The organism is Kitasatospora sp. NPDC092039 (assembly GCF_044756065.1).
Taxonomy (GTDB): Bacteria; Actinomycetota; Actinomycetes; order Streptomycetales; family Streptomycetaceae; genus Kitasatospora.
Genome location: NZ_JBIVSD010000002.1, coordinates 389,382 through 415,778 on the forward strand (window position 1 = coordinate 389,382; position 26,397 = coordinate 415,778).

The 26,397-nt window shown below is 76.4% G+C and carries 16 protein-coding genes; 6 read left to right on the forward strand and 10 right to left on the reverse strand.

Annotated features, from left to right (window positions below):
• The first annotated feature begins 18 nt into the window (after positions 1-18).
• Together ACIQI7_RS05055 and ACIQI7_RS05060 are read left to right on the forward strand one after the other, a co-directional pair.
• Entirely contained in the window at positions 19-1,350 is a 1,332-nt protein-coding gene (locus ACIQI7_RS05055; RefSeq protein ID WP_401105237.1) for a cation:proton antiporter, read from the forward strand.
• Positions 1,347-1,907, forward strand: a complete 561-nt coding sequence (locus ACIQI7_RS05060) for a flavin reductase family protein (RefSeq protein WP_401105239.1) — start codon at positions 1,347-1,349, stop codon at positions 1,905-1,907. The genes ACIQI7_RS05055 and ACIQI7_RS05060 overlap by 4 nt, the downstream gene beginning before the upstream one ends.
• A gap of 206 nt (positions 1,908-2,113) precedes the next feature.
• Here the strand turns inward: ACIQI7_RS05060 and ACIQI7_RS05065 are convergent, their stop codons facing one another.
• Both ACIQI7_RS05065 and ACIQI7_RS05070 read right to left on the reverse strand, forming a co-directional pair.
• A complete protein-coding gene (locus tag ACIQI7_RS05065; RefSeq protein WP_401105241.1) occupies positions 2,114-3,112 on the reverse strand; it encodes an ArsR family transcriptional regulator in 999 nt (332 codons plus the stop codon).
• 102 nt (positions 3,113-3,214) lie between these two features.
• Positions 3,215-3,433 (reverse strand): MbtH family protein, encoded by a 219-nt coding sequence (locus ACIQI7_RS05070; protein ID WP_387751293.1) that lies wholly within the window; start codon positions 3,431-3,433, stop codon positions 3,215-3,217.
• 312 nt (positions 3,434-3,745) lie between these two features.
• On the opposite strand from ACIQI7_RS05070, the gene ACIQI7_RS05075 reads away from it, so the two are divergent.
• Positions 3,746-4,174: a hypothetical protein gene (locus ACIQI7_RS05075; protein ID WP_401105244.1), complete on the forward strand. Its 429-nt coding sequence runs from the start codon at positions 3,746-3,748 to the stop codon at positions 4,172-4,174.
• A gap of 85 nt (positions 4,175-4,259) precedes the next feature.
• Here ACIQI7_RS05075 and ACIQI7_RS05080 read toward each other — a convergent pair whose 3' ends face one another.
• The 3 genes from ACIQI7_RS05080 to ACIQI7_RS05090 form a co-directional block, all read right to left on the reverse strand.
• On the reverse strand, positions 4,260-4,838 hold the full coding sequence (locus ACIQI7_RS05080; RefSeq protein ID WP_401105246.1) for a hypothetical protein: 579 nt from the start codon (positions 4,836-4,838) through the stop codon (positions 4,260-4,262).
• Between the two features lie 125 nt (positions 4,839-4,963).
• Positions 4,964-6,229 (reverse strand): MFS transporter, encoded by a 1,266-nt coding sequence (locus ACIQI7_RS05085; protein WP_401105248.1) that lies wholly within the window; start codon positions 6,227-6,229, stop codon positions 4,964-4,966.
• Positions 6,230-6,506: 277 nt separating this feature from the next.
• The gene (locus ACIQI7_RS05090) at positions 6,507-7,868 is read right to left on the reverse strand and encodes a right-handed parallel beta-helix repeat-containing protein (protein WP_401105250.1); all 1,362 of its coding nucleotides are present in this window, start codon (positions 7,866-7,868) and stop codon (positions 6,507-6,509) included.
• A gap of 31 nt (positions 7,869-7,899) precedes the next feature.
• Here ACIQI7_RS05090 and ACIQI7_RS05095 point away from each other — a divergent pair, with 31 nt between their 5' ends.
• Positions 7,900-9,120: a Dyp-type peroxidase gene (locus ACIQI7_RS05095; RefSeq protein ID WP_401105252.1), complete on the forward strand. Its 1,221-nt coding sequence runs from the start codon at positions 7,900-7,902 to the stop codon at positions 9,118-9,120.
• Between the two features lie 225 nt (positions 9,121-9,345).
• On the opposite strand, the gene ACIQI7_RS05100 is transcribed toward ACIQI7_RS05095, so the two are convergent.
• Positions 9,346-10,581, reverse strand: coding sequence for a cytochrome P450 (locus ACIQI7_RS05100; protein WP_401105254.1), 1,236 nt, complete (start codon positions 10,579-10,581; stop codon positions 9,346-9,348).
• A 100-nt stretch (positions 10,582-10,681) separates the two neighbouring features.
• On the reverse strand, positions 10,682-11,320 hold the full coding sequence (locus ACIQI7_RS05105; RefSeq protein ID WP_401105255.1) for a TetR/AcrR family transcriptional regulator: 639 nt from the start codon (positions 11,318-11,320) through the stop codon (positions 10,682-10,684).
• A 112-nt stretch (positions 11,321-11,432) separates the two neighbouring features.
• Here ACIQI7_RS05105 and ACIQI7_RS05110 point away from each other — a divergent pair, with 112 nt between their 5' ends.
• Entirely contained in the window at positions 11,433-11,828 is a 396-nt protein-coding gene (locus ACIQI7_RS05110; protein WP_401105256.1) for a DUF4345 domain-containing protein, read from the forward strand.
• A gap of 56 nt (positions 11,829-11,884) precedes the next feature.
• Positions 11,885-12,427: an MOSC domain-containing protein gene (locus ACIQI7_RS05115; RefSeq protein WP_401105258.1), complete on the forward strand. Its 543-nt coding sequence runs from the start codon at positions 11,885-11,887 to the stop codon at positions 12,425-12,427.
• A gap of 6 nt (positions 12,428-12,433) precedes the next feature.
• Here ACIQI7_RS05115 and ACIQI7_RS05120 read toward each other — a convergent pair whose 3' ends face one another.
• From ACIQI7_RS05120 to ACIQI7_RS05130, 3 genes are all read right to left on the reverse strand, one after another.
• On the reverse strand, positions 12,434-12,736 hold the full coding sequence (locus ACIQI7_RS05120; RefSeq protein ID WP_401105260.1) for a hypothetical protein: 303 nt from the start codon (positions 12,734-12,736) through the stop codon (positions 12,434-12,436).
• Positions 12,737-12,828: 92 nt separating this feature from the next.
• Complete coding sequence (locus ACIQI7_RS05125; RefSeq protein WP_401105262.1) at positions 12,829-15,174, reverse strand: beta-ketoacyl synthase N-terminal-like domain-containing protein; 2,346 nt, start codon at positions 15,172-15,174, stop codon at positions 12,829-12,831.
• A gap of 25 nt (positions 15,175-15,199) precedes the next feature.
• Positions 15,200-26,326, reverse strand: a complete 11,127-nt coding sequence (locus ACIQI7_RS05130) for a type I polyketide synthase (RefSeq protein WP_401105264.1) — start codon at positions 26,324-26,326, stop codon at positions 15,200-15,202.
• Positions 26,327-26,397: the final 71 nt, after the last annotated feature.

Consider the following 26,397-nt stretch of genomic DNA (forward strand, 5'->3'; position numbering starts at 1 on the left):
GGAAGGGGCCCGTTCATCATGGACGTCCTCCAGTTCCTGATCCACGTCGCGCACGCGGCCGCCGTCCTCGGCGTCGTGCTGCTGATCGCCGTGGCGGGGAGGAGAGTCGCGCGCCGTCTGAGGCAGCCGGAGGTGATCGGGGAGATCACGGGGGGCCTGCTGGCCGGGCCCGCCGTGATCGCCCTGGTCGGCCGGCCCGCCTTCGACGACGTGCTGCCGGGGCCGGTGCTCGGCCTCGTCAAGAACGTCGCCGAGGCCGCCCTGGTGCTCTTCCTGGTCGGCCTCGCCCACAAGCTGCGCCGGGGCCGGGACCGCCTGCCCCGGCGCGCCACCACCTGGATCACCGCCGGGGCCCTGGTGCCGCCGCTGGCCACCGGCTGCGTGCTGGTCGGACTGGTCGCGCTCACCGGCGACCGGGCGGCCCGCGGCAGCGCCCCGCTGCCGGCCTACCTCCTGATGGTCGCCGTCACCATGTCCATCACCGCCGTCCCGGTGATGGCCCGCATCCTGGCCGACCGCCGGATGGGCGACACCGTGCCGGGCCGGCTCTCGCTGGCCTCGGCCGTCGTCATCGACGCGTTCGGCTGGCTGCTGCTCTCGGTGGCGATCAGCCTCGGCGCCGGGGACCTGGCGCGCTCGCTGCACTCGCTGCGCGCCCTGGCCGTCGGCGTGCTCTGCGCCCTGGCCATCCGCTACGCGCTGGGCACCCGCGCCGCCTCCCGGCTGTGCGGCCGCTCGCCCCGGGGGATGGCCGTCCTGGTCGGGGCGGCCGCCCTCGCGGTGGCCTTCGCCATGGAGCACCTCGGCATGACGTCGATCCTCGGCGCCGCACTGGCCGGGCTGGCGGTCCCGCACGACGACGGCGGACCGTGGACCCGCGTGGTGTCCACGGTCTCCCGGTCCGGGCAGTTCCTGACCCCCGCCTTCTTCGTGGTCACCGGGGTCACCGTGCTCACCCGCGCCTTCTCCGCCACCTCCGCGGTGCTGATCGCCGCCACGGTCCTGCTCGGCTTCCTCGGCAAGGGCCTCGGCGGCTACCTCGGGGCCCGGCTGGGCGGCCAGCGGCCGCCCGCCGCCCGGCGGATCGGCGCGCTGATGAACACCCGCGGCCTCACCGAGCTGATCGTCCTCCAGGCCGGCTACGCCTCCGGGGTGCTGCCCGCGCCGATGGTCCTGGCGCTGGTGGTGATGGCGCTGGCCACCACGGCGGCCACCGGGCCGCTGCTGGAGCTGTTCGACCGGATGGAGGGCCGCCCGGCCGCCGCGGAGGCGGCCTCGGACGCGGAGGCGATCAGCGCGACGGCCGTGGCGCCGAGGGAGTCCGTCGAGACAGAAAGCGGTGCGAGATGACCGAGTACGCCGGTGAACCGGTCCGCGTGCGGACCGGGGCGGTGGGGACGGCAGGGGCCGTGAAGACGGCCGGGGCCGCTCCCGAGGAGTTCCGGACCATGATGAGCGGGTTCCCCACGGGCGTGAGCGTGGTGTCCGCCACCGACCCCGACGGCGTTCCGAGGGGCATGACCTGCTCCGCCGTGTGCAGCGTCTCACTCGACCCGCCGACCCTCCTGGTCTGCCTGCGCGACGGCAGCCCCACGCTCGAAGCCGTCACCGACAGCGGCCTGTTCGCGGTCAACCTGCTGCACGAGGACGCCCAGGGGACCGCCGAACTGTTCGCCTCCGGCGACCCGGACCGGTTCCAGCTGCTCCCCTGGGAGCAGACCCCGGACGCGGCCGGGCCGCACCTGGTGCGCGACGCCCACACGGTGGCCGACTGCGGGGTGGTGCTGACCCAGCGGGTGGGCGACCACGTCACCGTGTACGGCGAGGTCCGCCGGGTCGTACGGCGCCACCACCAGCGGCCGCTGCTGTACGGGCTGCGCCAGTTCCGGGCCTGGCCGCGGAGCTGATCCCGGCGGGCCGGGACGGTCGTGGGGCCCCGCCCCCCCCCCCCCCCCCCGGGGGCGGGGGGGGGGGGGGGCCCCGGGGGGGGGGGGGCGGGCGGGCCGCCCGCGGCGGGGGGGCCGGGGGGGGCGGGGCCGGCCCCCCCCCCCCCCCCGCCGCGGGGGGGGGGGGGGGGGGGGCCCCCCCCCACGGCGGTGGGGCCGGCGGCCGGCTAGGACGCGAGGAGGCGCGAGGTGCTCCGGGGCCGGACGCCGCGAACCGGGCGGTCGGCCCGGTCGGCCCGGTCGCGGTTCCCGATCGCGGGCACCGGCCGCACCGGCCCGCCGTCCAGCAGCGCCATGCCGAGCGGTGTCACGGAGTGCAGCACGGTGTTGCGCACCCGGCGGGTGGTGATCAGCCCGGTCTGCCGCAGCACCGCCGCGTGCTGACTGGCACTGGCCGCCGAGATGCCCAGCCGGTCGGCCAGCTGACTGGTCGTACAACTCGCCCGCAGGGCCCGGAGGGCGGCCGCCCGGGTCTGGCCGACCAGGGCGCCGAGCGGCCGCGTGCTGCGGTCGCGCTCCTGCCACAGCTGCGCGCCCTTGAGGGCGTGCGGCGGGGCCGCGAAGACCAGCACCACCTGCTCGTCCGGGCCCTCGGCGTCGATCGCCACGCCCGGCCGGTGGTTGAGGAAGACCGAGGGCGTGAGCACCAGGCCCCGGCCGCCCAGCCGGATGTCCTGGTCCGGGCCGCCGGGGACCTCCAGCACCGGCGCCCGCCAGGTCATCCGCGGGTGCGCGGTGGACAGCAGCAGCTCCACCCCGCCGGCCATCACGGCCCGGCCGCGCGCCTCGCACTCGGCCACCAGGTAGGCGTGCAGGTGCTGCCAGAACGGCGCCACGGCCAGCTGCCAGGCCTCCAGCAGGCAGGCGTCCACGCCCGCCCCCGGGCGCTCCGGCACCTCGGCCGCGCCGGGCGGCGCGTCGGGCTCCTCGGCGTACCGGAGCGCCTGCCGCAGCAGCGCCTCCACGTCGTGCTCCGGCCGACCGTGCGGGCGGGCCGCCGGCCGGCGGGGCAGGCGCTCGTTCACCTGTTTTCGCCACCGGGCGTACGGCGCGCTGACGCCGCGGTCGAGCAGGTCGCGGGCGAAGGCCGACTCCACGAGCGGGCCCAGGGTGCTCTTCAGACGGGTTCTGGCGAGGTCGGCGGCGGTGAAGTGGATCCTTTGCACGATGAGGGTCCCCGTTCCGTGTCGATGAGGGGGAAATCGACGCGGCCCGGCCGTACCCGCGCGGGTGGACCGGGCCCTTCCTCGGGTGGGATCGGACCGGGCCTACGAGGCCCGGGCGGTGGAGGCCTCGCGCAGGCTGCGCGGGCGCATGTCCGTCCAGTTGGCCTCGACGTAGGCCAGCGCGTCCTCGCGCGGCCCCTCGGCCAGGGCCACCGTCCAGCCGTCCGGCCGTTCGGCGAACGCGGGCCACAGGGAGTGCTGGCCCTCGTCGTTCACCAGCACCAGGAAGGTCCCGTCCGCGTCGTCAAAGGGGTTCGACATGTCGCACACTCCGTTCCGGGTCGGGGCGCGGGGACACCGGGCACACCCGCTCCGCACATGCTCCCTCGGCTCGCTGACATGGTGCTGACCGCGCCCTGATGGGGCCCGGCGCGGCCCGCCGGGACGCGGTGTCCGGTGGAGCCGCCTCGTCCACAGCTGACGCGGCGTGGCCTCCGCGTCGTTGCCGACGTCCCGCGCGGTTCCGGCCGGCGATCCGGAGCGCCGTGCGCGAGATGGCAATTGAACGCGTTCAGTATTCCTGGCATGATCTTCCGCGCCGGCCACCGCCGACGCGGAACTAAGGAGCCTCCCGTGGACCCGAGCACGCCGTGGCGGAACCTGGGACTCATCGGGCTGCGGCTCGCCGACCTGGCGGTCCGCTACGCCCTCACCTTCGCGGGGGTGCTCCTGGTGGCGTCGGCGGCGGGCGGCGGCTTCGCGGCGGGCGACGTGCGGGGGTTCGTGGCCCTCGTCGGGATCCCGTCCGTGGCGATCTGCGTCCTCCACTCGCTGTTCAGCACCCGTACGGGCACGGCGTTCCGGGGTCGGCTGGCCGGGCTGCTGCTCCTGCCGCTCTGGTTCCTGCTGTTCTTCCCGCCGCTCCTGCTCGTCCCCCTCCTGGGCCAGCTCCTCTTCGCCCTGTGCGTGGCCCGGGCGCCGCTGCTGGGGCCGCCCCGGATCCGGCCGCTGGTGCGCCGCGTCCTCGGCGCGGCCGGTGGCCGGCGCCGGGGGCCGGCCTGAGAAGTCGGCCCCGCCGACTTCCTGTGCGGGACCCAGGCGGCGTGCTCCGGGCCGGTGGCCGCCGGCCCGGGAGGCCGGGGCGGCGTCAGGCGCCGCGGAGGATGATCTCCTTCACGCCGTCCGCGACGGCCCTGCTCGTCCGCCACCGGCGCAGCAGGCGGTCCGCCGCCAGCGCCTCGACGACCGAGGTCAGCCAGGCGTCGTCGCCGAGCCGGTGCACCCGGCCGAGGTCGACGACGTTCCCGAGCAGCTGGCGCAGCACGGTGATCTCGGGCATCGGGTACCAGTGGCGGTGGTGGACGAACCGGGGCCGCCACACGTCGTAGGGGTGCCGGACCATGGTGTCCAGCCAGGAGCCGTGGGCGCCGATCCCGTCGTGCCTGGTCAGGAGGCCGCCGGCCGGGGTGCTGAAGAAGCGTCCGCTGGTGACCCCGAGTTCCAGGCTCATCAGGCGGTCCCACGGCACCAGGAACGGCTCCTGGCCGGTGACGCGGTGCTCGAACCCCTCGGGGAGGACGGCGAGGTGGGCCCGGCTCCCGTGGTCGCCGATGAACCAGCCGCCGTCGGTCCGCACCAGCGGGCCGAGGCCGACCGGCGGCACGCGGACACCGGGGGCGTCGGAGGCGGTCGACCGGTCCGCGGGGGTGGGGTGGTTGGCGTTCACGGCTCTCCTCGGGTCATGCGGCAGCTGTTCGCCGGTCGGACTCGCCGGCCCACCCCGTGGGTCACCATATCGGCCGGTGGGGGCCGTCGGGAGGGAGAACGCGAAAGGCCCCTCCGACGGGTGGGCTACTCGGCGTCCGGGGCGGCGGTCGGGGCGCTCTCCATCGCGGTCATCCGCGGCAGCAGGAGCAGCACCGCGACCAGCAGGGCCAGCAGCAGGCCGCCGCCGACCAGGAGCGGGGTGCGGACGCCGACGGTGGAGGCGATCCAACCGCTGAGGGCGGCACCGGCCATGATGCCGAGTCGGCTCAGCAGCATGTAGCAGCTGTTGACCCGGCCGAGCAGCTCCTTCGGCACGGCCTGCTGGCGCAGCGAGATCGCCTGGATGTTCCAGGTGACCATCCCGAAGCCGATCACGGCGTACAGCGCGGCCACTTCGGCCACCGTGGTGCTCAGGCCGATCAGGATCAGCGAGACGCCCATCAGCAGGAAGGCGAGGGCGATCCGGGCGCCCCGGCCGAGCAGCCGGCTGAGCCGGCCGGCCAGGGTGCTGGCGGCGGTGCCGCCGATGGCGCCGGCCGCGAGGACGATGCCGTAGGCGGCGGCGGGCGCGTGGATGACCTTGGTGACCACCAGGACCACCATGGTGGTGCCCGTGAAGCAGGCCAGCGCGCCGAGGGTGGAGAGCACGGCGAGCATCCGCACGTCGCGGTGGTGCAGCAGCCAGTCGACGCCCTCGCGGATCTCGGTGAGCACCGGGCGGCGGTCGGCCCGGGTGCGCGGGGCGGTGGAACGGCCGGTGGCGGCGACCAGGACGGCGGCGAGCGCGAAGGACATGCCGTCCACCGTGAAGGGCGCGGCGACGGCCACGGCGAACAGCGCGGAGCCGACCAGCGGGCCGATCAGGTTGCCGCCGACCAGCATGTTGGCCTGCAACCGGCCGTTGGCGGCGTCGAGTTGGTCGGGACGGACCAGCTCGGGGACGGCGGAGGTGGCGGCGTTGGAGAAGACCGTCTCGCCGCAGCCGAGCAGGAAGGCCAGCGCGGCGAGCGCCACCAGCGGAGGGTCGGCGACCAGCACCCAGCAGGCGAAGCCCAGGACGACCGCGGCGCGGGCGGCGTCGATCGTCCACATCAGCCGCCGCCGGTCGGCCCGGTCGGCGAGCACCCCGCCGTACAGGGACATCACCAGGAAGGGCAGCGACGCGGCGACCGAGACCACGGAGACCGCGCTGGGGGAGTCGGAGACGGCCACCGCCAGCAGCGGCAGGGCGGAGTCCCGCATGCCGTCGCCGACCGAGGAGATCGCCGACGCGGACCACAGCAGATTGAACTTCCGGCCCAGTCGGGGACGGCTCTTGGACGGCTTCGCGGCCAGGTCAGCTGAGGTCACCGAGGCAGTATGTCATGTCCGCGGAGGACTTCCCGGGTGGTTTCCGAACTGCCTGAGGTGTCCCGAACTGTCCGTGTCGGCAAGGGTGTCGGGCTCATCCTGAGGTGCCCGGAGTGTCCGGGCGGGGCGGTCGGTGGGGCAGGCGGCTCCCGGCTGGCGCGGCCGGGTCCCGGGCGGGCCGCTGCGCCCTACCGCCCTACCGCCCGACCGCCCGACCGCTTCCCGGCCGGCGGGCGCGGGCCCGGGAGCCGGGCGCGCGCCCGGACCGGGCGGGGGGTCAGTGCTTCGGGACGGCGTCCGCGGCCTCCGGCAGCGGGTAGGCGCCCGGGTCGACCGGGCCCGGGAGGCCGGTGGCCGGGCGGCCGGGCGCGGTCGGGTCGGGCAGCGAGGGCTGGGCGGGCGGCGCCGGGACCTGGCTGAACGGGATGCCGGGCGGCGCCTGGACCGGGGTGCTGCGGCCGAACGGCGGGGCGGTGCGGCCCTGGACGGCGCAGCCCGCCAGCGTCTCCAGGCCGTCCGGGCTCTGCACGGCCGGCTGGTTGCCGCTGAAGCAGTTGGCCGGGTCGACGGAGGCCAGGACGAGGTCGGTGCCGTTGCCGGTGGCCCGGTTGTCCTCGACCCGGTTGCCGCTCGCGGGGTGCCCGGGCGGGTCGGTGATCACGATGCCGGCCGCGCGGTTGCCCCGGACCAGGTTGCGCTGCACCTGGTTGGCCGTGCCGCCGCCGATCCCGATGCCGATCCCCCAGGCGCCGTCGGCCTGTTGGGGGGTGTCGGAGGCGTTGTTGTCGGTGACGACGTTGCCCGCGATCACCGCGCCGCGCTGCGGGGCTAGGGCCTCCAGGTCGTTGGAGTTGACGGTGACGCCGACCCGGTTGCCGTTGATCCGGTTGCCGACGATGGTGACCCCGTCGGAGGCGTTGGTGAGCTCGATGCCGACGGCGTTGCGCTCGACGGTGTTGCCGCGCACCAGGGTGTCGCAGGGCTTGCACTGGCCGACGTAGATGCCGGAGTCGGCCTGCCCGGAGGCGTACGAGTCCTCGATGACGCCGCCGCGGGCGTCGAAGGCGTAGATGCCGTACAGGCCGTTGTTGTACGAGGTGACGTTGCTCGCCCGGAAGCCCTCGACGACCGGGAAGCGGGCGGTGTCCAGCGGGTCGTAGGCGGAGCCGCCGGCGCCGCGCTGCTGGAGCTTCTCGTCGGTGACGCCGGTGAACAGCACGCCGTTGGCGAGGTAGCCGTGGACGGTGAGGTTCTCCACCACCGAGCCGGGGCCGGTCGCCGTGATGCCGTTGACCAGCCGCAGCCCGCCGTCCAGGACCACGGCGTCGCGGTCGGTGCCGCGCAGCACGATCCGGGGCTTGGTGAGGCGCACGCTCTCCCGGTAGGTGCCCGGGTCGACCAGCACGGTGTCCCCTTCCCGGGCGACGTCCACGGCCTGCTGGATGGTCGGGAAGTGCTGCGGGACGCGGACGACCGTGCCGCCCGGGTGCTTGGCGTCGGAGGAGGACGAGCCGCCCGAGGAGCAGCCGGCCAGGGCGAGGACGGCGGCGGCGAGCAGCGCGGGCAGGCGCCTGGCGGTCCGGGCCCCGGGTGAGGGGGTTGTGCCGGAGCGCAGGTGACGTGTGGTCAAAAGTTGCATACGGCGTGTTCTATCGTCTCCAATGTCGCCCATGCATGCCGAAACCGGAAAGGCGCAGGACCAGCCACCGACCGTCAGGGGCGGCGGCGTGGATCGAAGGGGGCTGCTCGCGGGCGGGGCGGTGGTGGCCGCCGGGCTCGGCGCGGGGGTCACGGCGCTGGCGCTGGGCGGCGGGAACGCCCGGGACGGCCGGGGCCGGGCGGCGGCGCCGCCGGAACCGTCGGCGGTGCCCTTCCACGGCGAACGGCAGTCCGGGGTGACCGCCCCGCAGCAGCCGGCCACCGAGCTGCTGGCCCTCGACCTGGCGCCCGCCGCGACCTCGGACGGCCGGGCCGCCCTGCGCGGCCTGCTCGGCGGGTTGACCCGGGTGCTGGCCGAGGCGGCGGGCGACGAACCGGCGGACGCGCGGCTGCGGGACGGCCGACCGGCCCGGCTGAGCAGCCTGGTGGGGGTCGGTCCCGGCCTCGCCGCCCGGCTGGGGCTGGACGTTCCGCCCGCCCTGCTGGCCGGGCTGCCCGACTTCCCCGGGGACCGGCTCGACCCGGCGCGCGGCGGCGGCGACCTGGTGGTCCAGCTGTGCGCCGAGGACCGCTGGCCGCTGTCGGTGGTCGCCGAGCAGGTGGGCGCGACGGCCCGGGCAGCCGGTGCCACGGTGCGCTGGACGCAGTCCGGCTTCCTGGCCAGGACGGCCGCCGGCGCCACCCCGCGCAACCTGTTCGGCTTCAAGGACGGCACGGCGAACCCGGACGGCACGGACGCCGGGCAGTGGGTCTGGGGCCCGCCGGGGCCGTACGAGCACGGGACGGTACTGGTCTACCGCCGGATCCGGATGGACACCGCCGCCTTCGCCGCCCTCCCCGGGGACCGCCAGGAGCAGGTGATGGGCCGTCGGGCCGGCGACGGCGCCCCGCTCACCGGTACGGCGGAGCACGACGAGCCGGACATCTACGCCAAGAACCCGGACGGCTCGTACGTCATCCCCGCCACCGCGCACGTCCGGCTCTCCAGCCCCCGGCTGGACGGCGGCGCCCGGATGCTGCGCCGGGGCTACAGCTACGACGACGGCCCGGGCGACCGCGGGCTGCTGTTCTGCGCCTTCGTGCGCGACCCGGCCCAGTTCACCCGGGTCCAGAATCGGCTGGCGGCGCGCGACGCGCTCAACGCCTTCGTCGAGCACACGGCCTCGGCGGTGGCCTACGTGCTGCCGGGCGCACCGGCGGGCGGGACGCTGGGGGACGGGCTGTTCGGCTGAGCCGTGCGGGGGAACGGCCGCTGTCCGGCGGGACTTCACCGGTACCGGTACCGGTACGGGTGTCGGGGCGGCGGGCCCGGCCGTGCGCGCAGTGGCGAGGGGACGTCCGGCGCGCCGGCGCCCTCGGGCGGCCCCGGGAGCGGCGGTCGGCGCCTGCTCGACGGGTGGCGCCGAGCGGGGCGCCGACCGACGCGGCGCCCCGGGCCCTACCGGTCCACCGGGCGGCTACCAGTCCGCCGGGAGGCGGGCCGGGCTCCGGGTGGTGCCGCCGAGCTGCCAGGCGAGCTCCGCGACCGGGACGGTGAGGCGCAGGCCCGGCAGGGCGGTGGCGAGGCGGTGCAGGGACTCGCGCATCTCCAGCCGGACCCGCCAGGCGCCGATGCAGTAGTGCGGGCCGGCGCTGAAGGCGAGGGTGGGGGCGGGCAGCGGCAGGCCGAGGTCGGCGTCGAGGCCGTCGGGGTAGACGGCCGGGTCGCGGTTGGCGCTGCCGAGGCTGACGGCGACGACCGCGCCGGCCGGCACGGTGACGCCGCCGACCTCGATCGGCGCGGTGGTGCGGCGGATGGTCGCCTCGTCGTCGCCGAGCGGGATGTAGTGCAGCAGCCGTTCGGCGGTGCGCTCGGCGACGTCCGGGTCGGCGAGGCGCGGCCAGTGCTCGGGGCATTCGCCGAGCACGTAGACCAGGGCGTTGGCGAGCGCCCCGGCGACGCTCTCGTTGCCGCTGGCGGTGAGCCCGGCGGCGAGGAAGACGAGTGACTCCTCGGGGACGCCGCCGTCCTGGTCGGCGGCCCGGACCAGCCGGCTGACCAGGTCGTCGCCGGGCTCGCGGCGCCGGCGGGCGACCAACTCGCCCATGAAGGCGCCGAATTCGGCGAGCGTGTCGCCGTGGTCGGCCCCGTCGGCGCCGGCCGGCCCGTCGCCCTGTTCGTCGCTCTGCCCGTCGCCCTGGGCGAGCAGGGCGACGGTCCAGCGGTGCAGCCGCTCCTCGTCCAGGTGGTCCGGCCCGTCCCCGTCGAGCCCCATCAGCCGGGTGGTGACGGCGAACGGCACCGGCCGGGCGAACGCGGGGACCAGGTCGGCCGGCGGGCCGGCGGCGACCAGCCGGTCCACGGACTGCTGGACGGCGGCCGCGACCCACGGCTGCCAGCCGGCGATGGCGCGCGGGGTGAAGGCCCGTTGGACGGTGCCGCGCAGCCGGCGGTGGGCGGGCCCGTCCTGGTTGAACAGGGACGCCGGGTTGGCGGCCACGTCGGCGGTGGCGCCCGCGGTGCCGACGTCATGCAGGTCGGCCCGGGTGACCCGGGGGTCGCCGAGGACCTGGCGGACGTCGTGGTAGCGGGTGATCAGCCACGCGGGGGTGCCGTCCGGGAGGGTGGTGGGGTGGGGCGGCTGGGCCGGGGTGGTGGGGAGCCGGTGGAGCGGGGGCAGGGTGGTCCGGGTGTCGGCTGCGGCGGAGTCCATGGGTCCCTTCGCGGAGTTCGGAGGTCCGTCAGGTCGGGGAGTCGGCGCATCCAATTGTCATATATTCATAGGGACTTGGACGCTTGTGGCGCTTCTCCCGTTACGCCCCGATGGTATGCCCTCGGCGCTCCCAGCCGGGTGCCGGATCGACGGGCAGCAGCGGCCGGAGCGCGCCCAGCACGGCGCCGATGCAGGCGTTCCGCAGCTCGGTGCGGGTGCAGGTCTCCTCGGTCAGCCAGTCGAGGACCAGTACCCGGACGAACACCAGCCAGCCGCGCAGGACTTGGGACACCGCCTGCCGCGCCCGCTCGTCCGCGAGCGGGAGGACGCCGAGCAGCCGGTCGCGCAGGGCGTCGAGTTCCTCGGTGATGATGGTCTGGATCACCTGGTCCCCGGCCAGCACGCGGTTGGCCGCGAGCACGGCGTGCCGGTTGGCGACGAAGTAGTCCAGATGGGCGTCCATGCCCTCGACCAGCTGCTCGACCAGGGTGTCGGCCGGGTCGAACCGGCTCCTGGCGAGCAGGTCGTCCGCGGCCTCCCGGTAGACGGCGGCGAAGAGCTCGTGCTTGCTCGCGAAGTGCCGGTAGAGCAGCGCGCGGGAGACCCCGGCCTGCTCGGCGACCTCCTCCATCAGCACCTCCTCGTACGGCCGTTCGGCGAACAGTCGGGCACCGACGGAGAGCAGCTGGGCGCGTCGCTCGGCGGGGGCGAGCCGGCGGCGGCGTTCGTGGACTGGCATGCGGGCCAGGTTACTTGACACGTGTCTACTTGGCGGCGCTAGCCTGGTGTCGCACGCTTAGTAGACACGTGTCAACCGTGTCGACCGGACCTCTGCGAGGGGTGGGTGGGTCATGGCCAGGGCATTACGGGTGCTCACGTGGACGATGGGGGTCGCCTGCGTGGCGATCGGCTTCTTCCACATCCTGCTGGGGAACGCCGCGATCCCCGGGATCGCGGACGCCGGCCCGACGGTCGACAGCTTCGGCCGCTTCATGGGCGCGGTCTTCACCGGGTACGGCGCGGCCTGGATCCACGTCGCCCGGCAGGCGCCGGTGCCCGCCCGGGCGGTGCGGTGGCTGTCGGCGGTGATGCTGCTGGGCGGCCTCGCGCGGGTGCTGTCGATCGCGGCGGACGGCCGGCCGCACGGGTTCCAGCTACTGCTGATGGCGATCGAACTCGGCCTCCCGCCGGTGTACTTGTGGCTCGCCGCCGCAGACGAACGGGCGCACGCGGAGGTCCGCCCGTAACGGGTGGCTATGCTTCCGGGGCGATCGAACGTCCGTGAGCAAGAAGGGTTCGCAGCATGAGCGGCACCGTGGTGGCAGTCAGCAGCAACGCCGAGTACTCGTTCACCAAGCCGAACCGGGAGGGCGTCACGCTGCTCACCGGGCTGGGCGTCGAGGGCGACGTGCACGCCGGGGTGACGGTCAAGCACCGCTCCCGGGTCGCCCAGGACCCGACCGCGCCCAACCTGCGCCAGGTCCATCTGATCCACCGCGAACTGCTCGCCGAACTCGCCGAGTCGGGCTTCGACGTGGCACCCGGCGCGCTCGGCGAGAACATCACCACCGAGGGCGTGGACCTGCTCGGCCTGCCGGTCGGCGCGGTGCTGCGGATCGGCCCGGAAGCGGAGGTGGAGATCACCGGACTGCGCAACCCGTGCGCCCAGATCGACGCCTACCGGCCCGGCCTGCTCAAGCAGGTCGTCGGCCGCGCCGAGGACGGCACGATCGTGCGCCGCGCCGGCATCATGGGCGTCGTCCGCACCGGCGGCCACGTCCGGCCCGGCGACACCATCGCCGTCGAGCTGCCGGACGGCCCGCACCGCCCGCTCGACCGGGTCTGAGGACCGTCAGGCACTGGTCGCTTCCCCGCCCAGGTGGCGCAGGTCGTAGAGGTACGACCGGCCCGCCTTCCAACTGCGCCACGGCCCGGCCGGCGGAAGCGCCCGGTGCCGGTCCTCGCCCAGCAGCGGGCCGGAGTTGGGCACCCCCTCGGCGTCGACCACGCACCAGCCCCGCTCCGGCAGCCACCGGCACCACAGGTCCAGGTCCTGCCGCCGGTACGACGGTCGGCCGTGGAAGACGCCGTCCGGGTCGAAGCGGTACACCAGGCCGTCCAGCCGGCGGACGAACTCGATGGACACGATGGACACGACGGGCTCCCCCCTGCTCGGTGGCGAATCCGAGCAGGGGGGAGCCTAACGGCTGACAGCCCAGGGCAGCCGGGTCCGGAGGCGTCCTCCGCCTACCAGGTGCAGGCGGTGACGGGGGGCCGGTCCGCCGCCGGCTCGCCGACGGACCAGACCGGGGTGTCCAGCCCGGCCTCGGTGAGGGCGCGGGTCAGGGTGGCCGTGGCCCGGGCGGTGGCGCGGTGGTCCTGCGGCTCGTCGCCGCCGGCGGCGAGCAGCGAGAGCACGCCGACCAGCGGACCGCTGCGCTCGGCGGCCGCGCGCAGCCGCTCGGCGAGCGCCCGGGCGGGCTCCTCCGCCCGCAGCGCCACGGCGGCGACCGCGGCGCCGTGCTCGGCCAGACCGGCGGCGGCCCGCGCGGCCCGGTCGTCGCCCGAGCCGCCCGCCGGGGTGACCAGCAGCCAGGTGCCGTGCAGCGGCACGCCGGTCTCCTCGGGCAGCGGCCGCCACTCGGTGCGGCCGCTGAGCACCAGTTCGCCGGTGCCGCTGACGGTGGGGCCGGAGAGGGCTCCGGCGGCGGGCTCGTCCAGCAGCCAGTAGTGCTCCCGGCGGAAGGCGTAGGTCGGCAGCCCGACCGCCCGGACGCCGGTGCCGGCGAACAGCGCCGCCCAGTCCACCGTCGCGCCGGCCACATGAGCCGCGGCCAGCGCGGCGACCCCGGCCCCGTCGGGTACGGCTCCCGAGCCCGGACCGACAGCCGAGCCGCGCACCAGGTTCGGGGCCTGCCCGCCGCCCGCCAGCGCGGCCAGCCCCCGGCGGACCTCCTCGGGCGCGCTGCCCAGCACCGCCGCGCGGTGGGCCAGGTGGGCCCGGGTGGTGCAGGTGGCGTACGCGAGGTCGGCGAAGCGCTCGGCGGGCTGCCCGTCGAGGTGGGCGAGCAGCCGTTCGGCCTGGGCGGCCAGTGCCTCCGCGTCGGCGGCGGAGAGCAGCCAGGGCAGCGGCTCGGGCAGCGGGCGCGGCTGGGGGGCCTGCCCGGTCGGCTGCTCGTCGGGCGCCTGCTCCAGGATCAGGTGCGCGTTGGTGCCGCTGAAGCCGAAGGAGGAGACCCCGGCCCGGCGCGGGCGGCCGTCAGGGGTGGTCCACTCCCGGGCCTCGGTGAGCAGTTCGACCGCGCCGGAGGCCCAGTCGACGTGCGGGGTGGGCTGTTCGGCGTGCAGGGTGCGCGGCAGCACGCCGTGCCGCATCGCCAGCACCGTCTTGATGACGCCGCCGACCCCGGCCGCCGCCTGGGTGTGCCCCAGGTTGGACTTGAGCGAGCCGAGCTGCAGCGGGGCGGCCCCGCCGCGGCCCTGCCCGTAGGTGGCGAGCAGGGCGCGCGCCTCGATCGGGTCGCCGAGCGGGGTGCCGGTGCCGTGCGCCTCGACGGCGTCGACCTCGGCGGCGGACAGCCGGGCGTCGGCGAGCGCCTCCCGGATGACGTCCTCCTGGGCCTGCCGGTTCGGGGCGGTCAGCCCGTTGGAGGGGCCGTCCTGGTTGACCGCGCTGCCCCGGATCACCGCGAGCACCGGGTGGCCGTGGCGGCGGGCGTCGGAGAGCCGCTCGACCACCAGCAGGCCCGCGCCCTCGGCGAACGCGGTGCCGTCCGCGTCCGCTCCGAAGGCCTTGCACCGGGCGGAGCGGGACAGCCCGCCCTGGCGGCTGAACTCCTGGAAGATGCCGGGCGTGGCCATCACCGTGGCGCCCCCGGCGAGCGCCAGGTCGCACTCGCCGGCCCGCAGCGCCCGGACCGCCGAGTGCACCGCGACCAGCGAGGAGGAGCAGGCGGTGTCCACCGTGACGGCCGGGCCGGTGAGCCCGAGCGCGTACGAGATCCGCCCGGAGGCGACGCTGGTCGAGCTGCCGGTGCCGAGGTAGCCCTCCAGCTCGGCGGGGACGGTGCGCAGCCTGGCCAGGTAGTCCTGGTGGACGACCCCGGCGTACACCCCGGTGCGGCTGCCGTGCAGCGTGCGCGGGTCGATGCCGGCGTGCTCCAGCGCCTCCCAGGCGCACTCCAGCAGCAGGCGCTGCTGGGGGTCCATCGCGAGGGCCTCGCGCGGGCTGATGCCGAAGAACACCGCGTCGAAGGCGCCCGCGTCGGCGAGGAACCCGCCGTGCCGGACGTACGAGGTGCCGCGGGCGTCCGGGGCTTCGTCGGCCAGCGCGGCGAGGTCCCAGCCGCGGTCGGCGGGGAAGTCGCCGATGGCGTCGCCGCCCCTGGCGACGAACCGCCACAGGGCGTCCGGGGAGTCGATCCCGCCGGGGAAGCGGCAGCCCATGCCGACGACGGCGACCGGTTCGTGGGCGCGCTCCTGCCGCTCGGCCAGCAGGCGGCGGGTGTGGTGCAGTTCGGTGGTGACCTTCCGCAGGAACTCGCGGAGCTTCTCCTCGGTGCTCACGGCACCGGTGGGTGTGGTGTCGGTCATGGTGGTGGTCCCCCTCGGAGCCCGGTCAGAGCCCCAGCTCGTTCTCGATGAAGTCGAAGATCTCGTCGTCGCTGGCCCGGCCGATCCGCTCGCCGACGTCCTGGCCCGCGCCGTCGGCCGCCGCGGCCGCGCCCAGACGGTCGAGCAGCTCGCGCAGCCGGTCGGCGACGGCGTCCCGGACGGCTCCGTCGAGCGCGGCCGGGGCGGACAACCCGGCCTCCAGTCGGGCGAGTTCGTCCAGCACGTTCGGCGCGGGGGCCGGCGCGGCCGGGGCGGCGGTGAGCTCCGCGAGGACGAAGCGGCCGAGCGTGTCCAGGGTCGGGTACTCGAAGACGACCGTGGCGGGCAGCCGCAGCCCGGTCGCCACGTTCACCCGGTTGCGGAACTCGACCGCGGAGAGCGAGTCGAAGCCCAGCTCCTTGAGCGCCCGGCCCGGGTTGACCGCCTCGGGGTCGGCGTGCCCGAGCACGGTCGCCACGTGCCGGCGCAGCAGGTCGAGCACGACGGCGAGTTGCTGCTCGGCGCCCAGCCCGGCCAGCCGGCGGGTGAGCGACTCGCCGCCGGCCTCGGCCGCCGCGGCGGCCCGGCGGGCCCGGCGCCCGGTCAGCGCGCGCAGCACGGCCGGGAGCATCCCGGCGTCGGCGCGGGTGCGCAGCGCCGCCGGGTCGAAGCGGTTGAGGATCGCGACGGGTGCCGCGCCGCGGACCGCCTCGTCGAACATCGCGTGCCCCTCCGCCTCGGTGAACGGCAGGATGCCGCTGCGGGCGACGCGGGAACGGTCCGTGGCGTCGAGGTGTCCGGTCATGCCGTCGGTCAGCTGCCACAGGCCCCAGGCGAGGCTGGTGGCGGGCAGGCCGTGGGTGCGGCGGTGGTGGGCGAGGGCGTCGAGGTGGGCGTTGGCGGCGGCGTAGTTGGCCTGTCCGGCGTTGCCGAGGGTGCCGGCGGCGGAGGAGTAGAGGACGAAGGCGGCGAGGTCGCGGTCGCGGGTGAGTTCGTGGAGGTGGTGGGCGGCGTCGCTCTTGGGGTGCAGGACGCGGTCGAGGTGGTCGGGGGTGAGGCCTTCGAGGGTGGCGTCGGCGAGGGTGCCGGCGGTGTGCACGACGGCGGTCAGGTCCGTGATGCCGTCCAGGAGTTCGGCCAGCGCCGTACGGTCGGTGACGTCGCAGGCGGCGTAGCGGATCTCGGCGTCCAGGTCGGCGAGATCGGCGGTCACCGGGGTGTCGGCGCCGCGCCGGGAGACCAGGACGAGCTTGCGCATGCCGTGGCGGGTGACGAGGTGGCGGGCGAGGCGGCTGCCGAGGACGCCGGTGCCGCCGGTGACCAGGACGGTGCCGTCGGGGTCGAGCGGGGTGGGCAGGGTGAGGACCACCTTGCCGGTGTGCTTGGCCTGGCTGAGGTAGCGGAAGGCCTCGGGCGCCCGCCGGATGTCGAAGGCTGTGACGGGCAGCGGCGCGACGACGCCCTGCTCGGCCAGCGCGACCAGCTCGCGCAGCAGCGAACGGACGTGCTCCGGGCCGGAGTCCAGCACGTCGAAGGTCCGGTACTCCACCCCGGTGTGCGCGGCGGCGACGGCCTCCGGGTCGCGCACGTCGGTCTTGCCCATCTCGATGAAGCGGCCGCCGCGGGGCAGCAGGCGCAGGGAGGCGTCGACGTACTCGTGGGCGAGGGAGTTGAGGACGATGTCGACGCCGCGGCCGTCGGTGGCCTTGCGGAAGCGTTCCTCGAAGTCGAGGGTGCGGGAGTCGGCGATGTGGTCCTCGTCGTAGCCGAGGGCGCGCAGGGTGTCCCACTTGGGGGTGCTGGCGGTGCCGTAGACCTCCAGGCCCCAGTGGTGGGCGAGTTGGAGGGCGGCCATGCCGACGCCGCCGGTGGCGGCGTGCAGCAGCAGCGACTCCCCGGCCCGGGCCTTCGCCAGGTCGTGCAGGGCGTAGTAGGCGGTGAGGAAGGCGGCCGGGACGGTCGCGGCCTGGGCGAAGCTCCAGCCGGACGGGACCTCGGCCAGCAGGCGGTGGTCGGCCACCGAGACCGGTCCGACCCCGGCCGAGAGCAGGCCCATCACCCGGTCGCCCACCGCGAAGTCCGTGACGCCGGGGCCGACTTCGAGCACCACGCCGGCGGCCTCGGTGGCGGCCGCCCGTCCGTCGTCCGCGACCAGGCCGAGGGCGAGCACCACGTCCCGGAAGTTGAGGCCGGCCGCCCGGACGGCGATCCTGACCTGACCGTCCGTCAGCTCTGCGACACCCTCCGGGAAGTCGGTCAGTGCGAGGTCGTCGAAGCCGCCCTCGCCGGTGACGGCGAGCTGCCAGGCCGCGACCCCGGTGGGCTCGGCCAGCAGTCGCTCGGCGTTCGCCCGGGTGATCCGGGGAGCGAACAGCGAGCCCTCCCGCAGGGCGAGTTGCGGCTCGTCCGAGGCCACCGCGGTGGCCAGCGCGGCGGCCGGATCGGCGGTGGCGGCGTCCACGTCCAGCAGCAGGAAGCGGCCGGGGTGCTCCGACTCGGCGGAGCGCACCAGGCCCCAGAGCGCGGCCTCCGGCAGCGCGTCCAGGTGCTCGCCGGGCCGGGCCGCGACCGCGCCCCGGGTCAGCACCGCGAGCCGGGAGCCGGCGAACCGGTCGTCGGCCAGCCACTCCTGGGCCAGTGCGAGCACCGGGAGCAGCGCGGCGCGCAGCTCGGTCGGACCGGCCGGCGGCGCGCAGGTGAGGACCACCTCGGGCACTGCGGCGCCGGCCTCGACGGCGGCGGCCAGGGCGGCGAGGTCCGGGTACGCGGCGGCGATCCGGTCGCCGAGGCCGAACCGGTCGGCGCCCAGCAGCGCCCAGCTGCCGGACGGTGCGGGCACCTCGGCGGCCCCGGTGGCCACGGGGCTCCAGCTGAGGACGTGCTGGGCGTCCTGGTGGCCCGAGCCGGCCGCGAGCAGCTGCTCCGGGGTGACCGGGCGCACCGCCAGCGACTCCACCGAGGCGACCGGCGCGCCGGAGGGGTCGGCCAGCCGCAGCGCGACCGCGTCGGGGCCGGCCGGTGTCAGCTCCACCCGCAGCGCCCGGGCGCCGACGGCCCGCAGCGTGACCTCGGACCAGGCGAACGGCAGGGCGACGCCCCGGCCGCCGAGCGCGGTCAGGCCGATGCCCTGCACCGCCGCGTCGAGCAGCGCCGGGTGCAGGCCGAACCCGGCGGCCTCGCCCTCCGGCAGCGCGACCTCGGTGAAGACCGTCCCGCCGCGGCGCCAGGCGGCGCGCAGCCCGCGGAAGGTCGGGCCGTACGCCAGCCCGGCCTCCGCCAGCGTGTCGTACAGGCCCTCCAGGTCGACCGGCTCGGCGCCGGGCGGCGGCCACGCGGCGAGGGTGAACGGCTCGGCGCCGGAGCCCTCGGTGAGCGTGCCGGTGGCGTGGCAGGTCCAGGCCCGCCCGCCGGTGCGGGAGTGCACGCTCAGCGCGCGCGAGCCGTCGGCGGCCGGGGCCGCGACGGACAGTTGCAGCTGCACCGGCTCGTCCTCGGGCAGCACCAGCGGCGCCCGCAGGGTCAGCTCCGCCAGGGTGTCGCAGCCGAGCGACTCGCCCGCGTGCAGGGCGAGTTCGACGAACGCGGCGCCCGGCAGCAGCACCGTGCCGAGCACGGTGTGCTCCGCCAGCCACGGCTGGGCGCGGCGGGAGAGCCGGCCGGTGAACGTCATGCCCTCGCCCTCGGCCAGCGGCAGGGCCGCCCCGAGCAGCGGGTGGCCGGCCTCCTCCAGACCGAGACCGGCGGCGTCGGCCGCCCGGACGGGGGCCTCCAGCCAGTAGCGGGTGCGCTGGAAGGGGTAGGACGGCAGCTCGACGTGCGGGGCGGTGGCGGGCAGGTGGCCGCTCCAGTCGAGCTCGGCGCCGTGCGTCCAGAGGGCGGCGGCGGAGGTGAGCAGGCGGTGCGGCCCGCCGTCGTCGCGGCGCAGGGTGCCGGTGACCACGGCGTCCTCGGCGCCGGCGGCCTCCAGGGTCTGCTGCACGCCCATCACCAGCACCGGGTGGGCGCTGGATTCGATGAAGGTGGTGTGGCCGTCGGTGGCGAGGGTGCGGATGGTGCGTTCGAATTCGACGGGTTGGCGGAGGTTGCGGAACCAGTAGTCGGCGTCGAGTCGGGTGGTGTCGAGGGGGTGGGCGGTGACGGTGGAGTAGAAGGCGGTGTCGGTGGCCCGGGGGGTGATGCCGGTGAGGAGGCGGGCGAGGTCGTCGCGGATTTGGTCGACGTGGGGGCCGTGGGAGGCGTAGTCGACGGGGATGGTCCTGGCCCGGATGTCCTCGTTCCGGCAGGCGGTGACGAACTCTTCGAGGGCGTCGGTGTCGCCCGAGATCACTGTCGTGGCGGGGCCGTTGGCGGCGGCGACGTCGAGGCGGCCCGGGTAGGCGGTGAGGCGTTCGCGGACCTGGTCGGCGGGTAGGGGGATGGAGGCCATGCCGCCCTGTCCGGCGATGGCGGCGAGGGCCTGGCTGCGCAGGGCGACGATCTTGGCGGCGTCGTCCAGGGAGAGGGCGCCGGCGACGGCGGCGGCGGCGATCTCGCCCTGGGAGTGGCCGACCACGGCGTCCGGTCGCACCCCGAGGCCCTCCCAGAGCCGCGCCAGACCGACCATCACGGCCCACAGCGCGGGCTGGACCACGTCCACCCGGTCGAAGCCCGGGGCGCCCGGGGCGCCGCGCAGCACGTCCAGCAGGTCCCAGTCGGTGTACGGCGCCAGCGCCGCCGCGCACTCCTCGATCCGGTCGCGGAACACCGGTGCGGTGTCCAGGAGTTCGACGGCCATGCCGAGCCACTGCGAGCCCTGGCCGGGGAACACCAGCACCGTCCGCCCGGTGGGCCGGGCCGTCCCGCCGACGATGGCGGGCGAGGGCTCGTCGGCGGCCAGCGCCGCCAGCGCGGCGTCCAGCCCGGCCCGGTCGTCGGCGACCAGCACGGCCCGCTCCTCCAGGTGGGCCCGGTGGAGGGCCAGCGCGTGGGCCAGGGCGCCCGGGGTGAGGGTCGGCTCGGCGGCCAGCAGGGCGCGCAGCTGCTCGGCCCGGGCCCGCAGCGCCGCCGGGGACTTGGCCGACACCAGCACCGGCACCGGCCCGTCCGGCGCCCGCTCCGCCACCGGCTCGACCGCCGGGGCCTGCTCCAGGATCACGTGGGCGTTGGTGCCGCTGATGCCGAAGGCCGAGACGGCGGCCCGGCGCGGGCGCGCCGGCTCCGGCCACGGCCGGGCCTCGGCGAGCAGCCGCACGGTGCCCGCGCTCCAGTCGATGTGCGGGGACGGCTGCTCGACGTGCAGGGTGCGCGGCAGCACGCCGTGCCGCATCGCCATCACCATCTTGATGACGCCGCCGACCCCGGCCGCCGCCTGGGCGTGGCCGATGTTGGACTTCAACGAGCCCAGCCAGAGCGGCTGTTCGGGGTCGCGCCCGGCGCCGTAGGTGGCGAGCAGGGCCTGCGCCTCGATCGGGTCGCCGAGCGGGGTGCCGGTGCCGTGCGCCTCGACCGCGTCGACGTCGGCGCCGGTGAGCCCGGCGCCCGCCAGCGCCTGCCGGATCACCCGCTGCTGGGCGGGGCCGTTCGGCGCGGACAGGCCGTTGGAGGCGCCGTCCTGGTTGACGGCGGTGCCGCGGATCACCGCGAGCACCCGGTGCCCGTTGCGCCGCGCGTCCGAGAGCCGCTCGACCACCAGCAGGCCGACGCCCTCGGAGGCGCCGAAGCCGTCCGCCTCCGCGCCGAAGGCCTTGCACCGGCCGTCCGCCGCCAGGCCGCGCTGCCGGCTGAACTCCACGAACATGTCGGGAGTCGCCATCACGACCACCGCGCCGGCCAGCGCGAGCGAGCACTCGCCGCTGCGCAGCGCCTGGGCCGCGAGGTGCAGCGCGACCAGCGAGGAGGAGCAGGCGGTGTCCACGGTCACCGCCGGGCCCTCCAGCCCGAAGGTGTACGAGAGGCGCCCGGAGCCGACGCTCGCGGTGTTGCCCATCATCAGGTGGCCCTCGAAGCCTTCGGGGGCGCCGTGCAGCCGGGCCGCGTAGTCCTGGTACGTCATGCCGACGAAGACGCCGGTGTCGGAGCCGCGCAGCGCGCGCGGGTCCAGCCCGGCGTGCTCGAAGGCCTCCCAGGCGGACTCCAGCAGCAGCCGCTGCTGCGGGTCCATCGCGGTCGCCTCCTTCGGGCTGATGCCGAAGAACGCGGCGTCGAACTCGGCCGGGGCGTCCAGGAACCCGCCGCGCACGGTGTAGGTGGAGCCGGTGTGGTCCGGGTCCGGGTGGTAGAGCCCGGCCGCGTCCCAGCCGCGGTCGGCCGGCCAGTCGGTGACGGCGTCGGTCCCCGACTCGACGAGGCGCCAGAGGTCCTCCGGCGAGCGGACCCCGCCGGGGAAGCGGCAGCTGATGCCGACCACGGCGAGCGGCTCGTCCGTCGCGACGGCGCGCGCGGTGACGGCCGACTCGCCGGGGGTGCCCAGCAGTTCGGCGCGGACGTAGGCGGCCAGCGCGGCCGGTGTCGGGTGGTCGAAGACCAGGGTGGCCGGCAGCGTCAGCCCGGTCAGCGCGCCGAGCCGGTTGCGCAGCTCGACCCCGGTGATCGAGTCGAAGCCGATCTCCTTGAACGGTGCCTCGGCGCGGACGGCGTCCCCGCTGCGGTGGCCGAGCACCAGGGCGATCTGGCCGCGGACCGCGTCCAGCACCAGCCGGTGCTGGTCGGCCTCGGACAGCCCGGCCAGCCGGCCGGCCAGCGCCGAGCCCTGCGCGGTGCGGGCGGGCGCGCCGCCGGCGCCGTCGGCCAGCAGCCGCCGGACCTCCGGCACGTCCTCGATCAGCGGGCGGCGCCCGCCGGCCGTGAAGGCCAGGAAGAAGCGGTCCCACTCGATGTCGGCGACCAGCAGCGGCGCCTCGGCGGCGTCCACGGCGTCGGCCAGCGCGGTGAGCGCCAGGGCGGCGGGCATGGCCGGCACGCCGTGCCGCCGGCGCAGTTCGGCGGTCCCGGCGTCCTCGGTCAACCCCGCCCCGTCCCACGGGCCCCAGCCGACGCAGCTGACCGGCAGGCCCTCGACGGCCCGGCGCCGGGCCAGCGCCTCCAACTGCGCGGTGCCGGCCGCGTAGCCGCCCTGGCCGGGCAGGCCCAGGGTGCCGGAGAGGGCGGAGAACAGGACGAAGGCCTCCAGTTCCAGGCCGCGGGTCAGCGCGTCCAGGTTCTCGGCGACCACGGCCTTGGCGCGGTGTGCGGCGGCCAGCGCGGCGAGGTCCAGGCGCTCGACCGGCTCGGCGGCCGGCACGCCCGCGGCGTGCACCACGGCGGTGACCCGCTCGCCGTCGGCGGCCAGCCGCTCCAGCAGCCCGGCCAGCGCGGCGCGGTCGGCGGCGTCGCAGGCGGCGACGGTCACCCGGGCGCCCGCGGCGGCCAGTTCGGCCGTCAGCGCGTCCACGCCGGGGGCGGCCGGCCCGCGCCGGCCGACCAGCACCAGGTGCTCGGCACCGCGCCCGGCCAGCCAGCGGGCGGCGTGCCCGCCGAGCCCGCCGGTGCCGCCGACCACCAGGACGGTGCCCCGCGGGTGCCAGTGCGGCGCGGCGGACTCCGGACGGGCGGAGCGGACCAGGCGCGGGGCGAACACCCCGGCCGGGCGCACGGCCAGCCGGTCCTCCTCGCCGCCGACGGCGGCCGCCAGCCGGGCCGCCGTCCGGGCGTCGAGCTCTGCCGGCAGGTCCAGCAGGCCGCCGCGCAGCCCGGCCAGCTCGACGCCGGCCACGCCCAGCAGGCCCCAGACCGCGGCCTGGGCGGGGCTCAGCGGTGCCTCGACGGCGGAGGTGGACACCGCGCCCCGGGTGACCGTCCAGAGCGGGACGGGCCCCTCCCCGGCCAGCGCCTGGACCAGGGCCAGGCTCTGCGCCAGCCCGGTCGGCAGGCCGGGATCGGTACGGTCGTCGGCGGGGCCGGCGTACGGGCGCTCGTCCAGCGGGAGCAGCGAGAGCACCCCGGCGACGGCCTCCCCGTCGGCCACCGCCCGCAGCGCGCCGGCGGCCCCGGCCCGGTCGGCCCCGGCCAGCGGGACCGGGACGGCCTGCGCGCCACGCGCGGCCAGCGCGTCCAGCACGGCCCGTACGGTCTCCGGCGCGGCGCCCGACTCCGGCAGCACGACCAGCCAGCGGCCGTTCAGCGGCGCGTCGGCCCGGTCGGGGCGGCGCTGCCACTCGACCCGGTAGCGCCAGCGGTCCACGGCCGCGCCGTTCAGCCGGTGGCGGCGCCAGGAGGACAGCGCGGGCACCACGCTGCCGAGCGCGGCGTCCTCGGCGACGTCCAGCGTCCCGGCGACGGCCGGCACGTCCTCGCGGTCGACCGCGGCCCAGAACTCCGCCTCGGCGGGCGCGAGTCGGCCCTGCCCGGCGTCCGGAGCGGCCGGGGCGAGCCAGTAGCGGGTGCGCTGGAACGGGTAGGTGGGCAGCTCCACGTCGGCGCCGCCGGGCAGCAGGCCGGCCCAGTCGACCCGGCCGCCGCGGACCCAGACCTCCGCCACGGACGTCAGCACCCGGCGCGGCCCGCCGTCGTCGCGGCGCAGCGTCCCGGTGACGGTCACCGGGCCGAGTGCCGGGCCGAGCGCCGCCAGGGTGTCCTGGAGGCCGACCGTCAGCACCGGGTGGGCGCTGGATTCGATGAAGATGGTGTGGCCGTCGGTGGCGAGGGTGCGGATGGTGCGTTCGAATTCGACGGGTTGGCGGAGGTTGCGGAACCAGTAGTCGGCGTCGAGTCGGGTGGTGTCGAGGGGTTGGGCGGTGACGGTGGAGTAGAAGGCGGTGTCGGTGGCCCGGGGGGTGATGCCGGTGAGGAGGCGGGCGAGGTCGTCGCGGATTTGGTCGACGTGGGGGCCGTGGGAGGCGTAGTCGACGGGGATGGTCCTGGCCCGGATGTCCTCGTTCCGGCAGGCGGTGACGAACTCTTCGAGGGCGTCGGTGTCGCCCGAAATGACTGTCGTGGCGGGGCCGTTGGCGGCGGCGACGTCGAGGCGGCCCGGGTAGGCGGTGAGGCGTTCGCGGACCTGCTCGGCGGGTAGGGGGATGGAGGCCATGCCGCCCTGTCCGGCGATGGCGGCGAGGGCCTGGCTGCGCAGGGCGACGATCTTGGCGGCGTCGTCCAGGGAGAGGGCGCCGGCGACGGCGGCGGCGGCGATCTCGCCCTGGGAGTGGCCGACCACGGCGTCCGGCCGCACCCCGTACGAGCGCCACACCTCGGCCAGCGACACCATCACGGCCCACAGCGCCGGTTGGACCACGTCCACCCGGTCGAAGCCCGGGGCGCCCGGGGCGCCGCGCAGCACGTCCAGCAGGTCCCAGTCGGTGTACGGCGCCAGCGCCGCCGCGCAGGCCCGGAACCGCTCGGCGAACGCCTCGGAGGAGTCGAGCAGTTCGGTGCCCATGCCGAGCCACTGCGAGCCCTGGCCGGGGAAGACGAACACCGTCCGCCCGGGCGCGTCCGCCACGCCCCGCACCACCGCGGCCGCCGGACCGCCGGCCGGGTCGGCCACCGCGTCCAGCCCGGCCAGCAGCTCGGTGCGGTCCGCGCCGACCACCACCGCGCGCTGCTCCAGCGCGGAGCGGGTCAGCGCCAGCGAGCGGGCCGCGTCCGCCGGACGCACCGCCGGGTCGGCGAGGCTCTCGCGCAGCCGCCCGGCCTGGGCGCGCAGCGCCTCCGGCGAGCGGGCCGACAGCAGCCAGGGCAGCACCGCGGGCTCAGCCCCGGACTCGCCGCCGGACTCGGCCGCGTCGGCCGGCTCCTCGGCCGGCGCCTGCTCCAGGATGACGTGCGCGTTGGTGCCGCTGATGCCGAACGCCGAGACCCCCGCCCGGCGTGGGCGCTCCGCCGAGGACGCCCACGGGCGCTCCTCGGTCAGCAGCTCGACGGCGCCGGAGGTCCAGTCCACGTGCCGCGACGGCGCGTCCACGTGCAGGGTCCTCGGCAGCACGCCGTGCCGCATCGCCATGACCATCTTGATGATGCCCGCCACCCCGGCGGCGGCCTGGGTGTGCCCGATGTTGGACTTCACCGAGCCCAGCCAGAGCGGCTCGCCGTCCTGGCGGTGCTGCCCGTAGGTGGCGAGCAGGGCGTTGGCCTCGATCGGGTCGCCCAGGGTGGTGCCGGTGCCGTGCGCCTCGACCGCGTCCACGTCCGCCGGGGTCAGCACGGCGTCCGCGAGCGCCTGCTCGATCGCCTTCTGCTGGGCGGTTCCGCTCGGCGCGGTCAGCCCGTTGGAGGCGCCGTCCTGGTTGAGGGCGGTGCCACGGACCACCGCGAGCACCCGGTGGCCGTGGCGGCGGGCGTCGGAGAGCCGCTCCAGCAGCAGCATCCCGGCGCCGTCGGAGAAGCCGGTGCCGTCGGACGCGTCGGCGAAGGCCTTGCAGCGGCCGTCCGCCGCCAGACCGCGCTGGCGGCTCAGCTCCAGGAAGATGCCCGGGGTGGACATCACGGTGGCGCCGCCGGCCAGCGCCATCGTGCACTCGCCGTTGCGCAGCGCCCGCACCGCCAGGTGGAGCGCGACCAGCGAGGAGGAGCAGGCGGTGTCGATCGAGACGGCCGGGCCCTCCAGCCCGAAGGTGTACGCGACCCGGCCGGAGGCCACGCTGCCGGTGGTGCCGGTCAGCAGGTAGCCCTCCAGGTCCTCGCCGGAGGCGCGCGGGTCGCTGCCGCCGTAGCCCTGGGTGATGACGCCGAGGAAGACGCCGGTCCGGCTGCCGCGCACCGAGGCCGGGTCGATGCCCGCCCGCTCGTACACCTCCCAGGTGGTCTCCAGCAGCAGGCGCTGCTGGGGGTCCATCGCGAGGGCCTCGCGCGGGCTGATGCCGAAGAAGCCGGCGTCGAAGTCCATCGCGTCGTGCAGGAAGCCGCCGGTGCGGGTGGAGACCTTGCCGGGGCGGCCCGGCTCCGGGTCGTACAGCGAGTCGACGTCCCAGCCGCGGTCGGTGGGGAAGCCGGTCATCATGTCGCCGCCGGACTCCAGCACCCGCCACAGCTCCTCGGGCGAGCCGACCTCGCCGGGGAAGCGGCAGCTCATGCCGACGATCGCGATCGGTTCGTGGGCGCGCTCCTGCTGTTCGCTCAACAGGCGGCGGGTGGTGCGCAGTTCGGTGGTCGCCCGCTTGAGGTAGTCGCGCAGGGTCTGCTCGTTGGCGGTGTTCGGCATCTCCGTCGTTTCCTTTGCTGGGGCTTCGGTGTCAGCGGGTGGGCCGGCCCGGCCGCCGGGGTGCGGCGACC